General features: G+C 73.2%; 13 protein-coding genes. 4 read left to right on the top strand and 9 right to left on the bottom strand.

Annotation, left to right across the window (positions count from 1 at the left end):
* Window positions 1-100: 100 nt before the first annotated feature.
* Together ACIQRL_RS15075 and ACIQRL_RS15070 are read right to left on the bottom strand one after the other, a co-directional pair.
* Window positions 101-763, bottom strand: coding sequence for a response regulator transcription factor (locus tag ACIQRL_RS15075; protein WP_019073943.1), 663 nt, complete (start codon window positions 761-763; stop codon window positions 101-103).
* 279 nt (window positions 764-1,042) lie between these two features.
* On the bottom strand, window positions 1,043-1,720 hold the full coding sequence (locus ACIQRL_RS15070; RefSeq protein WP_401331613.1) for a DUF3000 domain-containing protein: 678 nt from the start codon (window positions 1,718-1,720) through the stop codon (window positions 1,043-1,045).
* A gap of 185 nt (window positions 1,721-1,905) precedes the next feature.
* Between ACIQRL_RS15070 and hemE the strand changes: the two genes are divergently transcribed.
* On the top strand, window positions 1,906-2,973 hold the full coding sequence (hemE, locus tag ACIQRL_RS15065; RefSeq protein WP_401331611.1) for a uroporphyrinogen decarboxylase: 1,068 nt from the start codon (window positions 1,906-1,908) through the stop codon (window positions 2,971-2,973).
* 22 nt (window positions 2,974-2,995) lie between these two features.
* Here the strand turns inward: hemE and ACIQRL_RS15060 are convergent, their stop codons facing one another.
* Window positions 2,996-3,814 (bottom strand): rhomboid family intramembrane serine protease, encoded by an 819-nt coding sequence (locus ACIQRL_RS15060; RefSeq protein WP_401331609.1) that lies wholly within the window; start codon window positions 3,812-3,814, stop codon window positions 2,996-2,998.
* A gap of 217 nt (window positions 3,815-4,031) precedes the next feature.
* Between ACIQRL_RS15060 and ACIQRL_RS15055 the strand changes: the two genes are divergently transcribed.
* On the top strand, window positions 4,032-4,364 hold the full coding sequence (locus ACIQRL_RS15055) for a hypothetical protein (RefSeq protein ID WP_401331607.1): 333 nt from the start codon (window positions 4,032-4,034) through the stop codon (window positions 4,362-4,364).
* A 400-nt stretch (window positions 4,365-4,764) separates the two neighbouring features.
* Here the strand turns inward: ACIQRL_RS15055 and ACIQRL_RS15050 are convergent, their stop codons facing one another.
* Window positions 4,765-6,174 (bottom strand): FAD-dependent oxidoreductase, encoded by a 1,410-nt coding sequence (locus tag ACIQRL_RS15050; protein ID WP_401331605.1) that lies wholly within the window; start codon window positions 6,172-6,174, stop codon window positions 4,765-4,767.
* Window positions 6,175-6,201: 27 nt separating this feature from the next.
* Window positions 6,202-7,362, bottom strand: coding sequence for a DUF4349 domain-containing protein (locus ACIQRL_RS15045; protein ID WP_401331603.1), 1,161 nt, complete (start codon window positions 7,360-7,362; stop codon window positions 6,202-6,204).
* A 158-nt stretch (window positions 7,363-7,520) separates the two neighbouring features.
* Between ACIQRL_RS15045 and hemG the strand changes: the two genes are divergently transcribed.
* Both hemG and hemQ read left to right on the top strand, forming a co-directional pair.
* Window positions 7,521-9,011 (top strand): protoporphyrinogen oxidase, encoded by a 1,491-nt coding sequence (gene hemG / locus ACIQRL_RS15040; protein WP_401331601.1) that lies wholly within the window; start codon window positions 7,521-7,523, stop codon window positions 9,009-9,011.
* Between the two features lie 4 nt (window positions 9,012-9,015).
* Window positions 9,016-9,747, top strand: a complete 732-nt coding sequence (gene hemQ / locus ACIQRL_RS15035) for a hydrogen peroxide-dependent heme synthase (RefSeq protein WP_401331599.1) — start codon at window positions 9,016-9,018, stop codon at window positions 9,745-9,747.
* A gap of 66 nt (window positions 9,748-9,813) precedes the next feature.
* Here the strand turns inward: hemQ and ACIQRL_RS15030 are convergent, their stop codons facing one another.
* From ACIQRL_RS15030 to ACIQRL_RS15015, 4 genes are all read right to left on the bottom strand, one after another.
* Window positions 9,814-11,517: an alpha/beta hydrolase gene (locus ACIQRL_RS15030; protein WP_401331597.1), complete on the bottom strand. Its 1,704-nt coding sequence runs from the start codon at window positions 11,515-11,517 to the stop codon at window positions 9,814-9,816.
* A gap of 121 nt (window positions 11,518-11,638) precedes the next feature.
* Window positions 11,639-12,448, bottom strand: a complete 810-nt coding sequence (locus ACIQRL_RS15025) for a TIGR04222 domain-containing membrane protein (protein ID WP_401331595.1) — start codon at window positions 12,446-12,448, stop codon at window positions 11,639-11,641.
* Window positions 12,449-12,577: 129 nt separating this feature from the next.
* Window positions 12,578-13,345: a DUF4142 domain-containing protein gene (locus tag ACIQRL_RS15020; RefSeq protein WP_401331593.1), complete on the bottom strand. Its 768-nt coding sequence runs from the start codon at window positions 13,343-13,345 to the stop codon at window positions 12,578-12,580.
* A gap of 325 nt (window positions 13,346-13,670) precedes the next feature.
* Window positions 13,671-15,137: a DUF692 family multinuclear iron-containing protein gene (locus ACIQRL_RS15015; RefSeq protein WP_401331591.1), complete on the bottom strand. Its 1,467-nt coding sequence runs from the start codon at window positions 15,135-15,137 to the stop codon at window positions 13,671-13,673.
* Between the last annotated feature and the right edge of the window lie 351 nt (window positions 15,138-15,488).

Genomic DNA, 15,488 nt, shown 5'->3' with positions numbered 1-15,488 from the left:
GTCTGATGGTCGTAAACCAGTCAGGTACGTGCAAGACCCGGTTCACACGCGGGGGAGGCGGTCACGGGGCGGGGCGGTCGGGGTGGTGTCGGGGGAGGGGTCAGTGGATGATTCCGGTCCGCAGGGCCACCGCGACCATTCCGGCACGGTCGCCCGTGCCGAGCTTGCGCGCGATGCGGGCCAGGTGGCTCTTGACGGTCAGCGCGGACAGGCCCATGGAGACGCCGATGGCCTTGTTCGACTGGCCTTCCGCGACCAGCCGAAGGACTTCGACCTCGCGTCCGGACAGTTCGCGGTAGCCGCCCGGGTGGCTCGGGGCACCCGGGGGGCGGCGGTGCATACGGGCGGCGGCCGAGCCGATGGGCGCGGCGCCGGGCCGGGTGGGGAGCCCGACGTTCGTACGGGTGCCGGTGACGACGTAGCCCTTGACGCCGCCCGCGAGGGCGTTGCGCACGGCACCGATGTCGTCGGCGGCGGAGAGGGCGAGGCCGTTGGGCCAGCCCGCGGCTCGGGTTTCGGAAAGGAGGGTGAGGCCGGAACCGTCCGGCAGGTGGACGTCGGCGACGCAGATGTCACGCGGGTTGCCGATTCGGGGACGGGCCTCCGCGACGGACGACGCCTCGATGACGTCGCGCACTCCGAGCGCCCACAGATGGCGGGTGACGGTGGAGCGGACCCGGGGGTCGGCCACGACCACCATGGCGGTCGGCTTGTTCGGGCGGTAGGCGACCAGGCTTGCGGGCTGCTCGAGGAGAACGGACACCAGGCCTCCTGGGGTGCGGGACGGGACCGGCTCTGGGGGGCGAGCCAGGACGAACCGTGCTTTCAAGGTCACAGACGTCTTCGGCACTAAACCCATCGACCTTTAGAGAATGATCACGATGTGGTGAGTAACAATCCGTGCAATTCGGACACGCGATCGATCATCCGAAGATCGAACCGAGTCGTTCCACGTCGATACGCGGCCGAAAGTGGTCGTATCGACATTCGGCCGGTAAGGAAACGGAAAGGGCGCGCGCGTCGGCGCGCGCCCTTGTGGGGGTCAGCGGGACTGTGGTCCCCGGCGCTGCGGCAGGGTGACGACCGAGGCGTCACCCGGGGTCACCGGCGGCAGTCCGGCGATCTGGCACAGCAGGTCGCACCAGCCCGCGAGGTGCGCGGCCGTGTCCGGAACGCCGCCGAGTCCCTCCCGGGGTGTCCACGACGCGCGGATCTCGATCTGCGAGGCGGCCGGGCGCTCCGCGAGCCCGCCGAAGTAGTGCGAGCTCGCGCGCGTCACGGTGCCGCTCGCCTCGCCGTACGAGAGACCGCGGGCCTGGAGCGCGCCGGTCAGCCATGACCAGCAGACCTCGGGGAGCAGGGGGTCGGCGGCCATCTCCGGCTCCAGCTCCGCGCGGACCAGGGTCACCAGACGGAAGGAGCCCTGCCAGGCGTCGTGCCCGGCCGGGTCGTGGAGCAGGACGAGGCGGCCGTCGGCCAGATCCTCGTCGTCGGCGACGACCGCGGCCTCGAGCGCGTACGAGTACGGGGCCAGGCGCTGCGGTGGTCGCGTCGGGTCGATCTCGATGTCCGGCCGCAGCCGCGCGGCCTTCAGCGCCTCGACGGCCGCCCGGAAGGGCAACGGGGCCGTCTCCGCCGCATTCCTGTCCTCCTCCTTCTTCTCCTTCGCGTCGTCCATTCCGCCAGCGCCGTCCGACAGTCGTCCCTGAGCCGCAGCCATGCCGGGAAGATTAAGGGGAACGGAGCCCGCGCGCAGGGAGAGACACCCGTGCGGGGGACCCCTGTCCGGATCGTGCCGCGCGGACACCGCTCCGCGGGCGGGCCGTCCGCGGGTCCGGAGCCGGGACGGCGGGTGCGGCGGAGCCCGGGACGGGGGTGCCCGTGAACCGTGGGAGACTTTCCGTCGTGAGCGCCAACCAGAGCCCCGCCGGGCAGCAGCCGACAGCCACGTACGAGTCCGCCTTCCTCAAGGCGTGCAGGCGCGAGCCCGTACCGCACACGCCCGTCTGGTTCATGCGGCAGGCCGGCCGCTCACTGCCCGAGTACCTCAAGGTGCGCGAGGGCATTCCCATGCTGGAGTCCTGCACGCGGCCCGAGCTGGTCGCCGAGATCACCCTCCAGCCGGTGCGCCGGCACAACGTGGACGCGGCGGTCTACTACAGCGACATCGTCGTCCCGCTGAAGGCCATCGGCGTCGACCTGGACATCAAGCCGGGTGTCGGCCCGGTCGTCCAGAACCCGATCCGCACCCGCGCCGACCTGGCCCAGCTGCGCGATCTGACCCCCGAGGACGTCTGGTACGTCACCGAGGCGATCGGACTCCTGACGGCCGAGCTCGGCGAGACCCCCCTCATCGGTTTCGCGGGCGCGCCGTTCACCCTCGCGAGCTACCTCGTCGAGGGCGGTCCCTCCAAGAACCACGAGCACACCAAGGCGCTCATGTACGGCGACCCGCAGCTGTGGGCCGACCTGCTCGACCGCCTCGCCGAGATCACCACCGCCTTCCTGAAGGTGCAGATCGAGGCCGGCGCGAGCGCCGTCCAGCTCTTCGACTCCTGGGTCGGCGCCCTCGCCCCCGCGGACTACCGCCGCTCGGTGATGCCCGCGTCCACCAAGGTCTTCGACGCCGTCGCCTCGTACGGCGTGCCGCGCATCCACTTCGGCGTCGGCACCGGTGAACTGCTCGGCCTCATGGGCGAGGCGGGCGCGGACGTCGTCGGCGTCGACTGGCGCGTCCCGCTCGACGAGGCCGCCCGCCGCGTCGGCCCCGGCAAGGCGCTCCAGGGCAACCTCGACCCCGCCGTCCTCTTCTCGACCACCGAGGCCGTGGAGACCAAGACCCGCGAGGTGCTCGACGCCGCCGCCGGTCTTGAGGGCCACGTCTTCAACCTCGGCCACGGCGTCCCGCCGAACATGGACCCGGACGCGCTGACCCGCCTGGTCGAGTACGTCCACACGCAGACGGCCCGCTAGCCCGGCTCCCGTACCCGTCGGCTCACCAGCCGTGCCGCGCCTGTCTGCCGAACAGCAGACGGCGCGGTTCGGGCGGTGGCGGGGTGCCGGGGCGCAGCGGCCAGGCCAGGAGCATGCCGGCCAGGAAGCCGACGACGTGCGCCGCGTAGGCCACCGTTCCCGCGGCGGGCACGGCGGCGCCGGACGAGTACGCCGCCTGGAGCACGAACCAGAAGCCCAGCACGATCCACGCGGGCAGCCGGAGCGGCAGGAACACCAGGAACGGGACGAGCACCCAGACCCTGGCTCTCGGATACAGCACCAGATAGGCGCCGAGGACCCCGGCTATCGCCCCCGAGGCACCGATCAGCGGGTCGCCCGAGTCCTCGTTGACCAGCGCGAAGCCGTACGCCGCCGCGAAACCGCAGGCCACGTAGAACAACGTGAAGCGCACATGTCCGAGCCGGTCCTCGATGTTGTTCCCGAAGATCAGCAGGAAGAGCATGTTGCCCAGCAGATGCAGCCAGCTCCCGTGCAGGAACATCGCCGTGAGCACCGACAGCGGCGGCGACTTGTCGTAGCCCGGCGGACCCACCACGCAGCCCGACCCGTGCGGCCCGCCGCCGACCTCGCCGGTCGGCACCAGCCGGGGCATCCGATGATGGATCAGTTCCCGCGGCACGGCCGCGAAATGCTCCATGAACGCGTGGAGATGGCACAGCTGCGACTGGGCGCTGTCGCCCGCCACCGATCCGGCGAGACCGGGGGTGTAGAGGAACACGAGGACATTGGCGGCGATCAGCGCGTACGTCACATAGGGCGTGCGCCGCACCGGGTTCACGTCATGGACGGGAATGACCACGAGGAAGTACTGCCCCCGATGCGCGGGGTGAATCCGTGCCCGGCCGCGCTCGGGGACGTGCCCAACTCCTCGGCCGCCGACACGATTTCGCTCCGGACACATCGAACACTTTGAACACCTGTGCCCCCGCGGCCGTATGTCTCCTCGACCGCCCGCGCCGCGCCGAAGACACGGCGCGGGTACGACGCGACGACGTGAAGACGTGAGGACACAGGCCATGAGCGACCGAGTTACTCCTCCGATGCATGCCCTGCCCGACGGCGAGGCGGAAATCGCCCTGGTGCTGCACCTCCCCTGGGAGGACGTCGCCGCGCTCGGCCAGGAGGCCGGACGGCTCGCGGCCCGGATGCAGCGGCCCGTGACCCTGGACGAGGCCGTCAGCCACCGTCTGCGCTCCTCCCGGTCGGCGGCGCACGCGAAGCCGGCCCAGACCCCGCCCGCGGTCACGGCGGCGGCCTCGGTCTCCTCGCTGCCGCCCCGGCCCCCGGCCGAGCAGGCCCGGCAGGCGATCGACCGGATCAACGGGACGGCCGGACACGAGTCCGCGTAACCGACGCGCGGGCCGGTTGCACGCGCCGTCGGCCCCCTGCGGCACCCGCCGGGCAGGCCGGCCCGACGCGCCTTCCCGCGCCCGTGACGGTGCGCCGTGCTCCGTAGTTCCCGCGCCCGGGAGGGTGCGTCGTGCCGTGTGTTCCCGGGACAGGGTGCCGTGCCGTGTGTGGTGCCGTGTCCGTGACGGCGGGCCGTGCTCTGTGCTTCCCGCGCCCGGGACGGGGGTCGTGCCGTGCGGTTCCGCGCCTGTGGCAGGGCGCCGTGGGGTGTGTTCCCGTGTCCGGGAAAGGGTGTCGCGCCGTATGTTCGCGTGCCCGTGACAGGGCGCCGTTCCCTGTTTCCGCGCCCGGGACGGGCCGCCGTGTCGCACCCCCGTCGCCCATGAAGGGCGGGACTCGTCACCGGTCGCCGTGTCGTACCTTCGCCACCGCCTTGCGCGCCGCCACCAGGACGGGGTCCCAGACCGGGGAGAAGGGCGGCGCGTAGCCGAGGTCCAGCATCGTCATCTGTTCCACCGTCATGCCCGCGGTCAGCGCCACCGCCGCGATGTCCACCCGCTTCGCCGCGCCCTCCCGGCCGACGATCTGCACGCCCAGCAGCCGGCCCGTGCGGCGCTCCGCGAGCATCTTCACCGTCATCAGAGCGGCGTCCGGGTAGTAGCCCGCGCGGCTCGTCGACTCGATGGTGACGGACTCGAACCGCAGGCCGGCCCGGTGCGCGTCCTTCTCGCGCAGCCCGGTGCGGGCGATCTCCAGATCGCAGACCTTGCTCACCGCCGTGCCGACCACACCGGGGAACGTGGCGTACCCACCCGCCGCGTTGGAGCCGATCACCTGCCCGTGCTTGTTCGCGTGGGTGCCCAGCGCGATGTGCCGCTCGCGCCCCGAGACCAGGTCGAGCACCTCGACGCAGTCGCCGCCCGCCCAGATGTTCTCGTGCCCGCGCACCCGCATCGCCAGATCGGTGAGCAGCCCGCCGTGTTCGCCGAGCGGCAGCCCCGCCGCGCGGGCGAGCGTCGTCTCGGGGCGCACGCCGATCCCGAGCACCACCACGTCCGCCGGATACGTGGCGTCGTCCGTGACGACCGCGCGGACCCGCCCGTCGGCACCGGTGAGGAACGCGGTGACCTCGGTGTCGTCGACCATGGTGATGCCGAGCCCCTCCATGGCCGTGTGCACCAGGCGGCCCATGTCCGGGTCCAGCGTGGACATGGGTTCCTTGCCCCGGTTGACGACGGTCACCTCGTACCCGTGGTTGATGAGGGCCTCGGCCATCTCCACGCCGATGTAGCCCGCGCCGACGACCACGGCACGGCGGCCCTCCGTCACCGCCAGCGTGTCGAGCAGGGCCTGCCCGTCGTCCAGGGTCTGCACGCCGTGCACGCCCGGCGCGTCGGCGCCCGGCAGATCCGGGCGGACCGGACGCGCGCCGGTCCCGATCACCAGTTTGTCGTACGACGTCCACGCCTCGGCCCCGGTCCCGAGGTCCAGGGAGCGCACCCGGGCACCCGCCACGTCGATCTCCGTGACCTCCGTACGCATCCGCAGGTCGATGGCGCGCTCACGGTGTTCCTCGGGGGTCCGCGCGATCAGCCGGTCGCGTTCGGGGACGTCACCGCCCACCCAGTACGGGATGCCGCACGCCGAGTACGACGTGAAGTGCCCCCGCTCGAACGCCACGATCTCCAGCTCGTCAGGACCGCGCAGCCGGCGCGCCTGCGACGCGGCGGACATGCCCGCCGCGTCACCGCCGATCACGACCAGCCGCTCCCGGGCCCCGCTCCTACCGCTCGTACCGCTCATGCTCATGCGAACACGCTACGGGGACACGGCACTTCAGTCCTCCCCGCCACCGCCCGAGGACCCGTCACGGGTGGGCGGGACGGGCTTCGGCGCGGTCGTGGCCGGGGTCGTCGGCACCGGTCCGGAAGCCGGGTCCGAAGCCGGGCGGGAGACCGGAACCGGGGCCGGTGACGGACTCGCGGCAGGAACGCCGGAGGGGCCGGAAGCCGGCGCCGGGGCCGGGCGGCGACGCAGCCTGGGGCTCACCCCGCGCAACCACACCAGGGCGAGCAGGGCCAGGGCCGCCGCGAAGGGGAGTACCGCCCCGATCACCAGAACCAGCCAGCGCACGATGGTGACCAGCACGTTCCAGCCGCCGGAGAGCGCGTCCAGGAAGCCCGGGTCCGCGTCCTTCTTCGCGGCCTTCTTCACCGGTGTCTCGGACAGCGAGAGCGTGATCGTGGCCAGGCTCGTACGGTCCTTCAGCGACGCCTGCTGGGCGAGCAGCGCCTCCAGGTCGGACTCCCGGGTGCTCAACTCCCCTTCCAGGGCGACCACATCACTGAGTTTGGTCGCCCGGCCCATCAGCTCGCGGATCCGGGACACGCTCGCGCGCTGCGACGTGACGCGGCTCCCCACGTCCACGACCTGATCGGTGACGTCCTGCGCCTTGGCCGTCCGCTCCACGACCTTGCCGGTGCCCTCCAGATCGGCGAGCACCTGGTCGTACCGCTCGCTGGGCACCCGCAGGACGAGGCGCGTGCGCTCGCGGCCCCGCCCGTCGCGGGTGGTGGTCTCGTCGCCGACGTAGCCGCCGGCGTTCTCGGCCGTCGCGCGGGCGTCGTCCAGAGCCTTGGGCACCTCCTTGACCACGACCGTCAGGGAGGCGGTGCGGATGATGCTGTTCGCGGTCACCTTGGGAGGGGCGGCCCTGCGGCTGCTCGAACCGCCGCTCCCCGCGGCACCGGGAGCCACCTTCCCGGCGCCGTTCGCGCTCCCCGCGGCCTGGTCGGCCGCCTTGCTGTCGCCGGAGGTCTCCGTGTTGTTCGAGCCGCATCCCGTCAGCGCGAGCGCGGCGACGAGGAACACCCCCGCGAAGACCCGGGCGGGACGGACGCGACCGACCGGGCGGACGGGCGGTACCGGCGCCGCGGACGCGGCGGACGGGACGGGTGACACGGGCCGGAGCGGATGTCCGGGACTGTCTGTGCGCATGCGGGTCTCCCCCAGGGTGGTGACGACTGACGGTTCTTCGACGCCCGGCCGGTGCGGGACGTTGGCGTGATCGGGTCCCAATGCGATCACGGTCCGGACTCACGCGGGACACCGGGCTCCCTGCCACGGGTGGCGGAGGCGTTTGAGAAGGTGGAGTCATGCGCGAAGAGGACACTCGTACCGGTTCGGGACACGTCGTGGTCGTCGGCGGAGGGATCGCGGGACTGGCCGCCGCCCACCGTCTGCTGGGGCGGGGCGCGCGCGTCACCGTCCTGGAGGCGTCGGACCGGATCGGCGGCAAGCTGCTGACCGGCGAGATCGCGGGCGCCCGCGTGGACCTCGGTGCCGAGTCGATGCTGGCCCGCCGTCCGGAGGCCGTCGACCTCGCCCGCGAGGCCGGACTCGGCGACCGTCTCCAGCCGCCCGCCACCGCGACGGCCTCCCTGTGGACCCGCGGAGCGCTGCGCCCCATGCCGAAGGGCCACGTCATGGGTGTCCCCGGCAGCGCGTCCGCCGTCGCCGGCGTCGTCTCGGAAGAGGGCCTGCGCCGTATCGAGCGCGAGGCCGACCTGCCCCGCACGGAGGTGGGCGAGGACATCGCCGTGGGTGAGTACGTGGCGGCACGCCTCGGCCGCGAGGTCGTCGACCGTCTCGTCGAACCCCTCCTCGGCGGTGTGTACGCGGGCGACGCCTACCGCATCTCGCTCCGCCTCGCCGTCCCCCAGCTCTACGCCGCCGCCCGCACGCACACGTCCCTCACCGAGGCCGTCCGCGAGATCCAGGCCAAGGCGGCCGCCGCCGGGCAGACCGGCCCGGTGTTCATGGGCATCGACGGGGGAGTGGGCCGACTGCCGCCGGCCGTCGCCGAGTCGGTGACGGCACGCGGGGGCGAGATCCTCACCGGGACGCCGGTGACCGAGCTGCGCAGGACCGCGGCGGCCGGGCCCGGCAGCGGAGAGCCGCCCCGCGCGGCCTGGCGCCTCGTCGCCGGAGACCGCGTCCTGCACGCCGACGCGGTCGTCCTCGCGCTGCCCGCCCCGGCCGCCGCCGCGCTGCTGCGGGCCGAGGCCCCCGCCGCGGCGGCCGAGCTGGCCGCCGTGGAGTACGCCTCGATGGCCCTGGTGACCCTCGCCTACCGGAGCGAGGGCATCACCCTCCCCGAAGGAAGCGGTTTTCTGGTGCCGCCGGTCGACGGGCACACCATCAAGGCGTCCACCTTCGCCTCCCGCAAGTGGGGCTGGATCGCCGACCAGGACCCCGGTCTGCTGGTGCTGCGCGCCTCCGTCGGGCGGTACGGCGAGACGGAGGTGCTCGGCCGGTCCGACGCCGACCTCGTCCGGGTGTCCCGGCACGACCTGCGGGAGGCGACCGGGCTCGACGCCGAGCCGGTGGAGACCCGGGTGACGCGCTGGGACGACGGGCTGCCCCAGTACCCCGTCGGCCACCACGCGCGCGTGGCCCGCGTCCGCGAGCACGTGGGCAAGCTGCCCGGCCTCGCGGTCTGCGGCGCGGCGTACGACGGGGTCGGCATCCCCGCCTGCATCGCGTCCGCGTACGCGGCCGTCGACCGGATCGAGGGCGACACCCGCGCCCTGGACGCGCTGCGGGCCGACCCGGTGCAGAGCCTGCACGGCGGCGCGGGAGAATAGCCCCATGAGTGACGACGCCCCCACCACCGAGTCCGGCAGGGTCCCGAACAAGGGCAAGCTGGCCAAGGACCTCAACGAGGCCATCCGCTACACCCTGTGGTCCGTCTTCCGGCTGAAGGACGTGCTGCCCGAGGACCGCGGCGGTTACGCCGCCGAGGTCCAGGAGCTGTTCGACCAGCTCGCCGCGAAGGACGTCACCGTCCGCGGCACCTACGACGTGTCGGGGCTGCGCGCGGACGCCGACGTCATGATCTGGTGGCACGCCGAGACCGCCGACCAGCTCCAGGAGGCGTACAACCTCTTCCGTCGGACGAAGCTGGGCCGCGCCCTGGAGCCGGTCTGGTCGAACATGGCGCTGCACCGGCCCGCCGAGTTCAACCGCTCGCACATCCCGGCGTTCCTCGCCGACGAGACGCCCCGCGACTACGTGAGCGTCTACCCCTTCGTGCGCTCCTACGACTGGTACCTGCTGGCCGACGAGGACCGCCGCCGGATGCTCGCCGACCACGGCAAGATGGCCCGTGGCTACCCCGACGTGCGCGCGAACACGGTCGCCTCGTTCTCGCTCGGCGACTACGAGTGGATCCTCGCCTTCGAGGCCGACGAGCTCCACCGCATCGTCGACCTCATGCGCCACCTGCGTGCCTCCGAGGCCCGGATGCACGTCCGCGAAGAGGTCCCGTTCTACACCGGCCGCCGCAAGGACGTCGCCGAGCTGGTCGCGGGCCTCGCCTGACCGTCCCGGCACAAGAGGCGGGCGCCCCCGTGGGGGACGCCCGCCTTCACGTTGTCGCGATCCCTGTCAGGGCGCCCGCCGGACGCTCTTCGCGGTCCCCGGGCGCGCGGAGCCCGTCGACGAAGCCGTGCCCTTCGCCGACTTCGCGCTCTTCGCCCCCTCGGCGCCCCGGGCGCGGTTGTCCGGTGCCTGCGGCGTCGGCTCCCGGTGCGGTGCGCACCCCGCGTTCCGGTCGGGGAGCCTGCCCTCCAGCAGATAGGCGTCCAGATAGCCGTTGACGCACTGGTTGGGGCCGCCGGCGATCCCATGGGTACCGGCGCCGTTCTCGGTCACCAGCACCGAGCCCCACAGCCGCCGCTGCAGCTCCTCGGCACCCTCGTACGGGGTCGCCGCGTCCCGCTCGGCGGCCAGGATCAAGGTCGGCGGCAGCTCCCCGGGCAGCGTCCGTACATCGAGCGGCTTCTGCCGCGGCGCGGACCAGTACGCGCACGGCAGGTTCATCCACACGTTGTCCCAGGTCTCGAACGGAGCGACCCGCGCGAGACGGGTGTTGTCGCGGTCCCAGGTGCGCCAGTCGGTCGGCCAGGGCGCGTCGTTGCACTCCACGGCGGTGTAGACCGCGTTGCCGTTCTCCTGCTCGGCCGCCGCCTCCGGATGCGGTCCCGCCACCTGGATCAGCGGCTTCGGGTCACCCTTCAGATAGGCGGACAGCGCCAGGGCGCGCTGCGGCCAGTAGTCGTCGTAGTACCCCGCCTGCAGGAACGCGCCCTGCAACTGGGCGGGCCCCACCTTGCCGCCCGCGGGGGATGCGGTGAGCCGCGCCCGCGCCCTCTCGTAGGAGCGCTGGACCTCCTCGGGCGTACGGCCGAGCCCGTACACCTTGTCGTGCCGGGCCATCCACGCGCGGAAGTCCCCCCAGCGGACCTCGAACGCGGCCGACTGGTCCAGGTTGTTCTGGTACCAGACCTTCCCGGGCGCGGGGTTCACCGCCGAGTCGAAGACCATCCGGCGTACGTGCGAGGGGAACAGCGTCGCGTACAGGGAGCCGAAGTACGTTCCGTACGAGGCGCCCATGAAGGTCAGCTTCCGCTCGCCGAGCGCGGCGCGCAGCACGTCCAGGTCACGGGCGTTGTTGAGCGAGGTGTAGTGGCGCAGGGCGGGACCAGAGCGCTGGGCGCACCCGCGGGCGTACGCCTTCGCCTCCGCGATCCGCGCCTTCTTGTACGACTCCGAGGGGACCGTCGGTGACTGCGAGGGAGCCTTCGGCGGGCGCTTCGGGTCCTGGCAGGACAGCGGCGCGGAGCGGTCGACACCGCGCGGGGCGTAGCCGACGAGGTCGTACGCGGCCCCGATCCGCTTCCATTCGGGGAGGAAGCCGACCAGCGGGAAGTACATGCCGGAGGCGCCGGGACCGCCGGGGTTGTAGACGAGCGCGCCCTGCCGGGGCACCTTGTGCTTAGCGTTGTGCGGGTCCTTGGCGGTGGCCCTGACCCGGCTGACGGTCAGTCTGATCCGCTTGCCGTCGGGGAGGGCGTAGTCGAGGGGCACGGTGACCGTGCCGCACTGGAGGCTGGCCGGCAGATGCTCCACCTTCGGGCAGGTGCCGAAGCGGATGCCCGCGGCCCCGGCGCGCTGGGCGGCGATCGCGGTGCCGCGCGCCTCGGCGGAGACGGCCGGGCCCGGCCAGGCCGGTGCGCCGCCCGCCGGAGCGGCGACGAGGCCGGTCAGGAGCATGGACCCTGCGGTTCCGTGGAGGACAGCAGCTCTCATCGCGAATCCCTTCAGCGCACGGCAGCGACAAAAGGGATGCTTCGTCGGGCAGTTGGCGAAGTAAAGCACCGGCCGCCGGTGTCGGCGCCAATGACCCCGATGCGCCCCCCGGGGGCGCCCTTCAGCCCCCCTCGTGAGCCCCTTGCCGTCGAGTGCCGTGGCCGGTGCCGCGGTCCCGGTGTGCCAGGGCCGCCCGCACCCCCGGCTCGCCGATGGCGCGAACGCCGCGTACGGCGACCGAGGTCAGATACGCGCGGTCGTCGCCGGACACGTCGCAGTGCCGGGCCAGGGTGCCGAGCAGCCGCTGCCCGGCCGGAGAGGCCCAGCGGGTGTACGGGTGCACCTCGATCCGGGCGATGGCGAGACAGCTCACCGTCAGAATGAGCGGGAGCATGAACCAGACGGCCACCGGGACCTCGCTCCCGGGGGACTGGTCCGGCAGCAGCAGGGACGCGGCGGCCAGCGCGAGGACCGCTGCCGCGGCGGCCTGGACCTGGCGGACGGCCCCCGCCACCGTGGTGCGGGCGCCGTCGGGGACGGCGAGGCCGGCCGCGACCAGGTGGTCCGCGAGTCGGCGTACCGAATCGGCGGCGGCGGTGGTCGCCCGCACCGGCGCTATCCGGGACTGGCCCTCCGGGCCGATGGCCCCGATGACCGAGCGCTCCATGTCGTCGCGCCCGCGCGGATCGACCACCGTCGCCCAGCCGGTGTGCGCGAGCAGCAGCCGATGCTGACGGGCCATCGACACCAGGGTCAGATCGGCCACCCGGGCCGGGCCGCCGGACAGGAACGCCGCCTCGTACAGCGTGAGGTCGTGCCCGAGCGCGATGTCGGCGTCGAGCGTCGCGGCACGGACGGCCGCCAGGCACAGCCGGGCGCAGGCGACACCCGCGGCCGCCCAGGCCAGAAGGAGGAGAAGGACCCAGAACATGGCGTTTTTCTATGCGATGGGCCGGGCGGGCGCCATGCCCTATTCACTATGTGGGACGGAGCCGTTGTGGGTATGTGACGTTCCGTTTGCCGCGCCTCCCGGCGCGGCCGAAGCCGCACGGACGCGCGCTCAGGAGGTGGCGGTCGGGTTGGGGCGTGCGGCGGCCGGCGGGAGCGGATAGCCCGAGGACGGGGTCACCGGGACCGGCGACGACGGTGACCGGACCGGGCCGGGCGGCGCGGCGGAGTGGGTGAGCGGCGGCGGGCTCGCGGTCGCCGCGTCCACGGCGAGCGCGTCGAAGTCCACGTAACCGGTCGCCTCCAGGACCTTGATGTGGTCGAGCACGGTGGTGTTCGCGTCGTCGGCGAGATCGCGTACGAGCGAGTTGCGGGTGTTCGCGCGGACCTGGGCCACCAGGGCGAAGACCTTGCCGTGCGCCCTGCGCAGGATGTTCGCGAAGTCCTGGTCGTACGCGATGCCGTGCGCCGCGCTCAGCGTGGTCAGCCACTGACGCTGCTGCGGATTGGGCTGGTTGGGCAGTTCCAGGCCGAGCCGGGCGGCGACGTTGCGGACGCGGGCGTCGAGGAACGTGTGCCCCTCGATGAGGTGCTCGCCGGCCCTCCGTACGGCCGGGGTGGTGCCGCGCTCCTGGGCCTGCTGGCCCGCGGGCAGCTCCCAGAGCCCGGCCAGCCGGACCCTGGTGACGAACTCCCGGTCCAGGGCCGAGAGCGGACCGAACGCGGTCGGCACGGTCTGCGCGGTCAGTGTGTCCAGGCCGGTGCCGGAACGGTCCGCGTACGACCAGATCGGAAAGGCCAGCGCGACCATGGTCGCCACCAGAGCGGCGATGATGAGCCCTGTTCCACTGACCAGTCCGGTGCGCTTGTCGGATCGCATGGTGCCTCCTGTTGCGGCACCGCACGCTATTGCGCTTCGGGCGCGGGTTGGCATGCTACTGCGGGCGCTACGCCAACTGCCGTACGGGAAGACTGGATTGAGCGCAGGGTGGAAGGCGCCGGTTGCGGTGGTTCGGGCGTACGTCATACCGCCCTGAAATCACAGGAAACGGACGCGCACATCATCTTCACAAGTGGCGGTGTTACTCCGGGCACATTCTGCGGACGAGGTGTGTCGGGGTGCCCCGTCAAGGCGGCGCGCCGCTGCGGGCGCACGGGTGGAGACCCGGCCGATGCGCGGGTGGAGACCCGGTCGGCGCGCTGGTTCAGTGGCCCAGCAGCGCCCTGCGGGTGGCGCGGGCCAGCCGGGCCACGGCATGCCCCGGGAGCGGGGCCGGACCCGATCGCTCCAGCCACCAGTCGCGCAGCCGCCGGGTCTCCGCGCCCTCCGGGCGGCCCGCGAGCAGGAGATGTTCGGCGAAATCCAGGGCGTCGCGCCGGTATCCGCCGGTCATCGGATGCTTCTGGGCGTACGCGAGGAACGCCGGCCGGTAGCCGTCCGCCAGGATCTCCGGCAGCTCCGGAGCCACCTTCGCCACGACGTCCGCCCGCTTGGCGGCGAGGGCCCGCGCCTGCACCCCGAGCCGGACCCGGTCGAAGCCCTCGGGCACGGGGGTCCCCGCGACGAGCGAGGACAACAGGGCCGTCTGCGCCAGCGCCAGCCGCTGCCGGGCGGCGCCTTCGGCACGGGTGCCGGATCCCCTGCCGGATCCTGCGGGGGAACTCGTGCCGGCCGGGGTGTCGGGCCCGGTTCCGGCCTCGCCCGGGGTCCGGGATGCCGCTGGGGTGACCGGCGGGACGACCGTGGGGGCCCCGACCGGCGCGGCCGCGCGGACCGGCGCCGAGGAAGCGACCGAACTGCCCACCAGGACGGTCACGGCACGCTCGGACGCTCCGGCCGAGGCCCGCTCCAGCGTCGCCCGGATCGCGGTCAGCTCGCGTTCCAGCTCGGCCGGTTCGGGGAAGTTCTCGTCCCGTTCGAGGAGGACCCCGGGCGGGGTCACCCGGGACGCGAGGTCGGCGAGGATGTCGAGCACGGGTCGCGGAACGGGGTGGGCGTGGCTGTCGTGCCACACACCGTCCCGTTCGAAGCCGCCGGCGACGTGCACGTAGGCGATGGCCTCGACGGGCAGTTCGTCGAGCGCCTTGGCGGGGTCCTCGCCACGGTTGACCTGGTTGGTGTGGAGGTTGGCCACATCGATGAGCAGCCGGACACCGGTGCGGTCGGCCAGGTCGTAGAGGAACTGGCCCTCGGTCATCTCCTCGCCCGGCCAGGAGATCAGTGCGGCGATGTTCTCCACCGCGAGGGGGACGGGCAGCGCGGCCTGAGCCGCGCGGACGTTCTCGCACAGGACGTCCAGCGCGTCCCGGGTGCGCGGAACCGGCAACAGGTGCCCGGCCTCCAGCAGCGGTGACGCGGTGAGCGGGCCGCCCGCCCGGACGAACGCGATGTGCTCCGTGACCAGCGGGGAACCCAGCGCCTCGGCGCGCTCCGCGAGCGCGACGAGCCGGGACTCGTCGGGCCGGTCGGCGCCGCCGAGGCCCAGGGAGACCCCGTGCGGCACCACCGTGACACCGCGCTCGCGCAGCCGCAGCAGCGACGCGGGGACATGGCCGGGGCACACGTTCTCCGCCACGGCCTCGACCCAGTCGATGCCGGGCATGCGCTCCACGGCCTCGGCGATCTCCGGCCGCCATCCGATTCCCGTACCCAGCCGCGTCGGCTGTCGCATGTCCCCTCCTCCGTCACGGCCTCGACCGGGCCCGCCTGCGTGTCGCTCCCCCACGACGGCCCGTGTTCCGGCGTGACGGAGTCATGGCCCCGGAAGCGTGGGCCGAACCAACCGGGGCGGACGTTCAGAGCAACATTTGAGGTTCGGGCGCCCGCTACCGGAGCACGTCGTCCGGGTCCGAGGGCTGCGGCCGGGCGGTGTTCCCCTCGCCCGGCGGCAACGCCGAAGGGCTCGACGAGACGTCGACGCCGTCGCCGGGCCGGCCGGGGCCGAGACCACCGGCACGCCGATGACCGGGGCGGAGGACTGGTGGGCCGGCGGTCGACGCCCCGACCGGGTTCCGGTCGCCCT

Source organism: Streptomyces sp. NPDC091209 (genome assembly GCF_044757755.1).
Classification (GTDB): Bacteria; Actinomycetota; Actinomycetes; order Streptomycetales; family Streptomycetaceae; genus Streptomyces.
Note: the sequence above shows the minus strand (reverse complement) of the source record. Positions and strands in the feature narration are given on the sequence as shown.

Coding starts and splice junctions, on each gene's coding strand:
- ACIQRL_RS15070 (WP_401331613.1), bottom strand. CDS start 1,720: ATGGCTGCGGCTCAGGGACGACTGTCGGACGGCGCTGGCGGAATGGAC.
- ACIQRL_RS15055 (WP_401331607.1), top strand. CDS start 4,032: ATGAGCGACCGAGTTACTCCTCCGATGCATGCCCTGCCCGACGGCGAG.
- ACIQRL_RS15050 (WP_401331605.1), bottom strand. CDS start 6,174: ATGAGCATGAGCGGTACGAGCGGTAGGAGCGGGGCCCGGGAGCGGCTG.
- ACIQRL_RS15045 (WP_401331603.1), bottom strand. CDS start 7,362: ATGCGCACAGACAGTCCCGGACATCCGCTCCGGCCCGTGTCACCCGTC.
- hemG (WP_401331601.1), top strand. CDS start 7,521: ATGCGCGAAGAGGACACTCGTACCGGTTCGGGACACGTCGTGGTCGTC.
- hemQ (WP_401331599.1), top strand. CDS start 9,016: ATGAGTGACGACGCCCCCACCACCGAGTCCGGCAGGGTCCCGAACAAG.
- ACIQRL_RS15030 (WP_401331597.1), bottom strand. CDS start 11,517: ATGAGAGCTGCTGTCCTCCACGGAACCGCAGGGTCCATGCTCCTGACC.
- ACIQRL_RS15025 (WP_401331595.1), bottom strand. CDS start 12,448: ATGTTCTGGGTCCTTCTCCTCCTTCTGGCCTGGGCGGCCGCGGGTGTC.
- ACIQRL_RS15020 (WP_401331593.1), bottom strand. CDS start 13,345: ATGCGATCCGACAAGCGCACCGGACTGGTCAGTGGAACAGGGCTCATC.
- ACIQRL_RS15015 (WP_401331591.1), bottom strand. CDS start 15,137: ATGCGACAGCCGACGCGGCTGGGTACGGGAATCGGATGGCGGCCGGAG.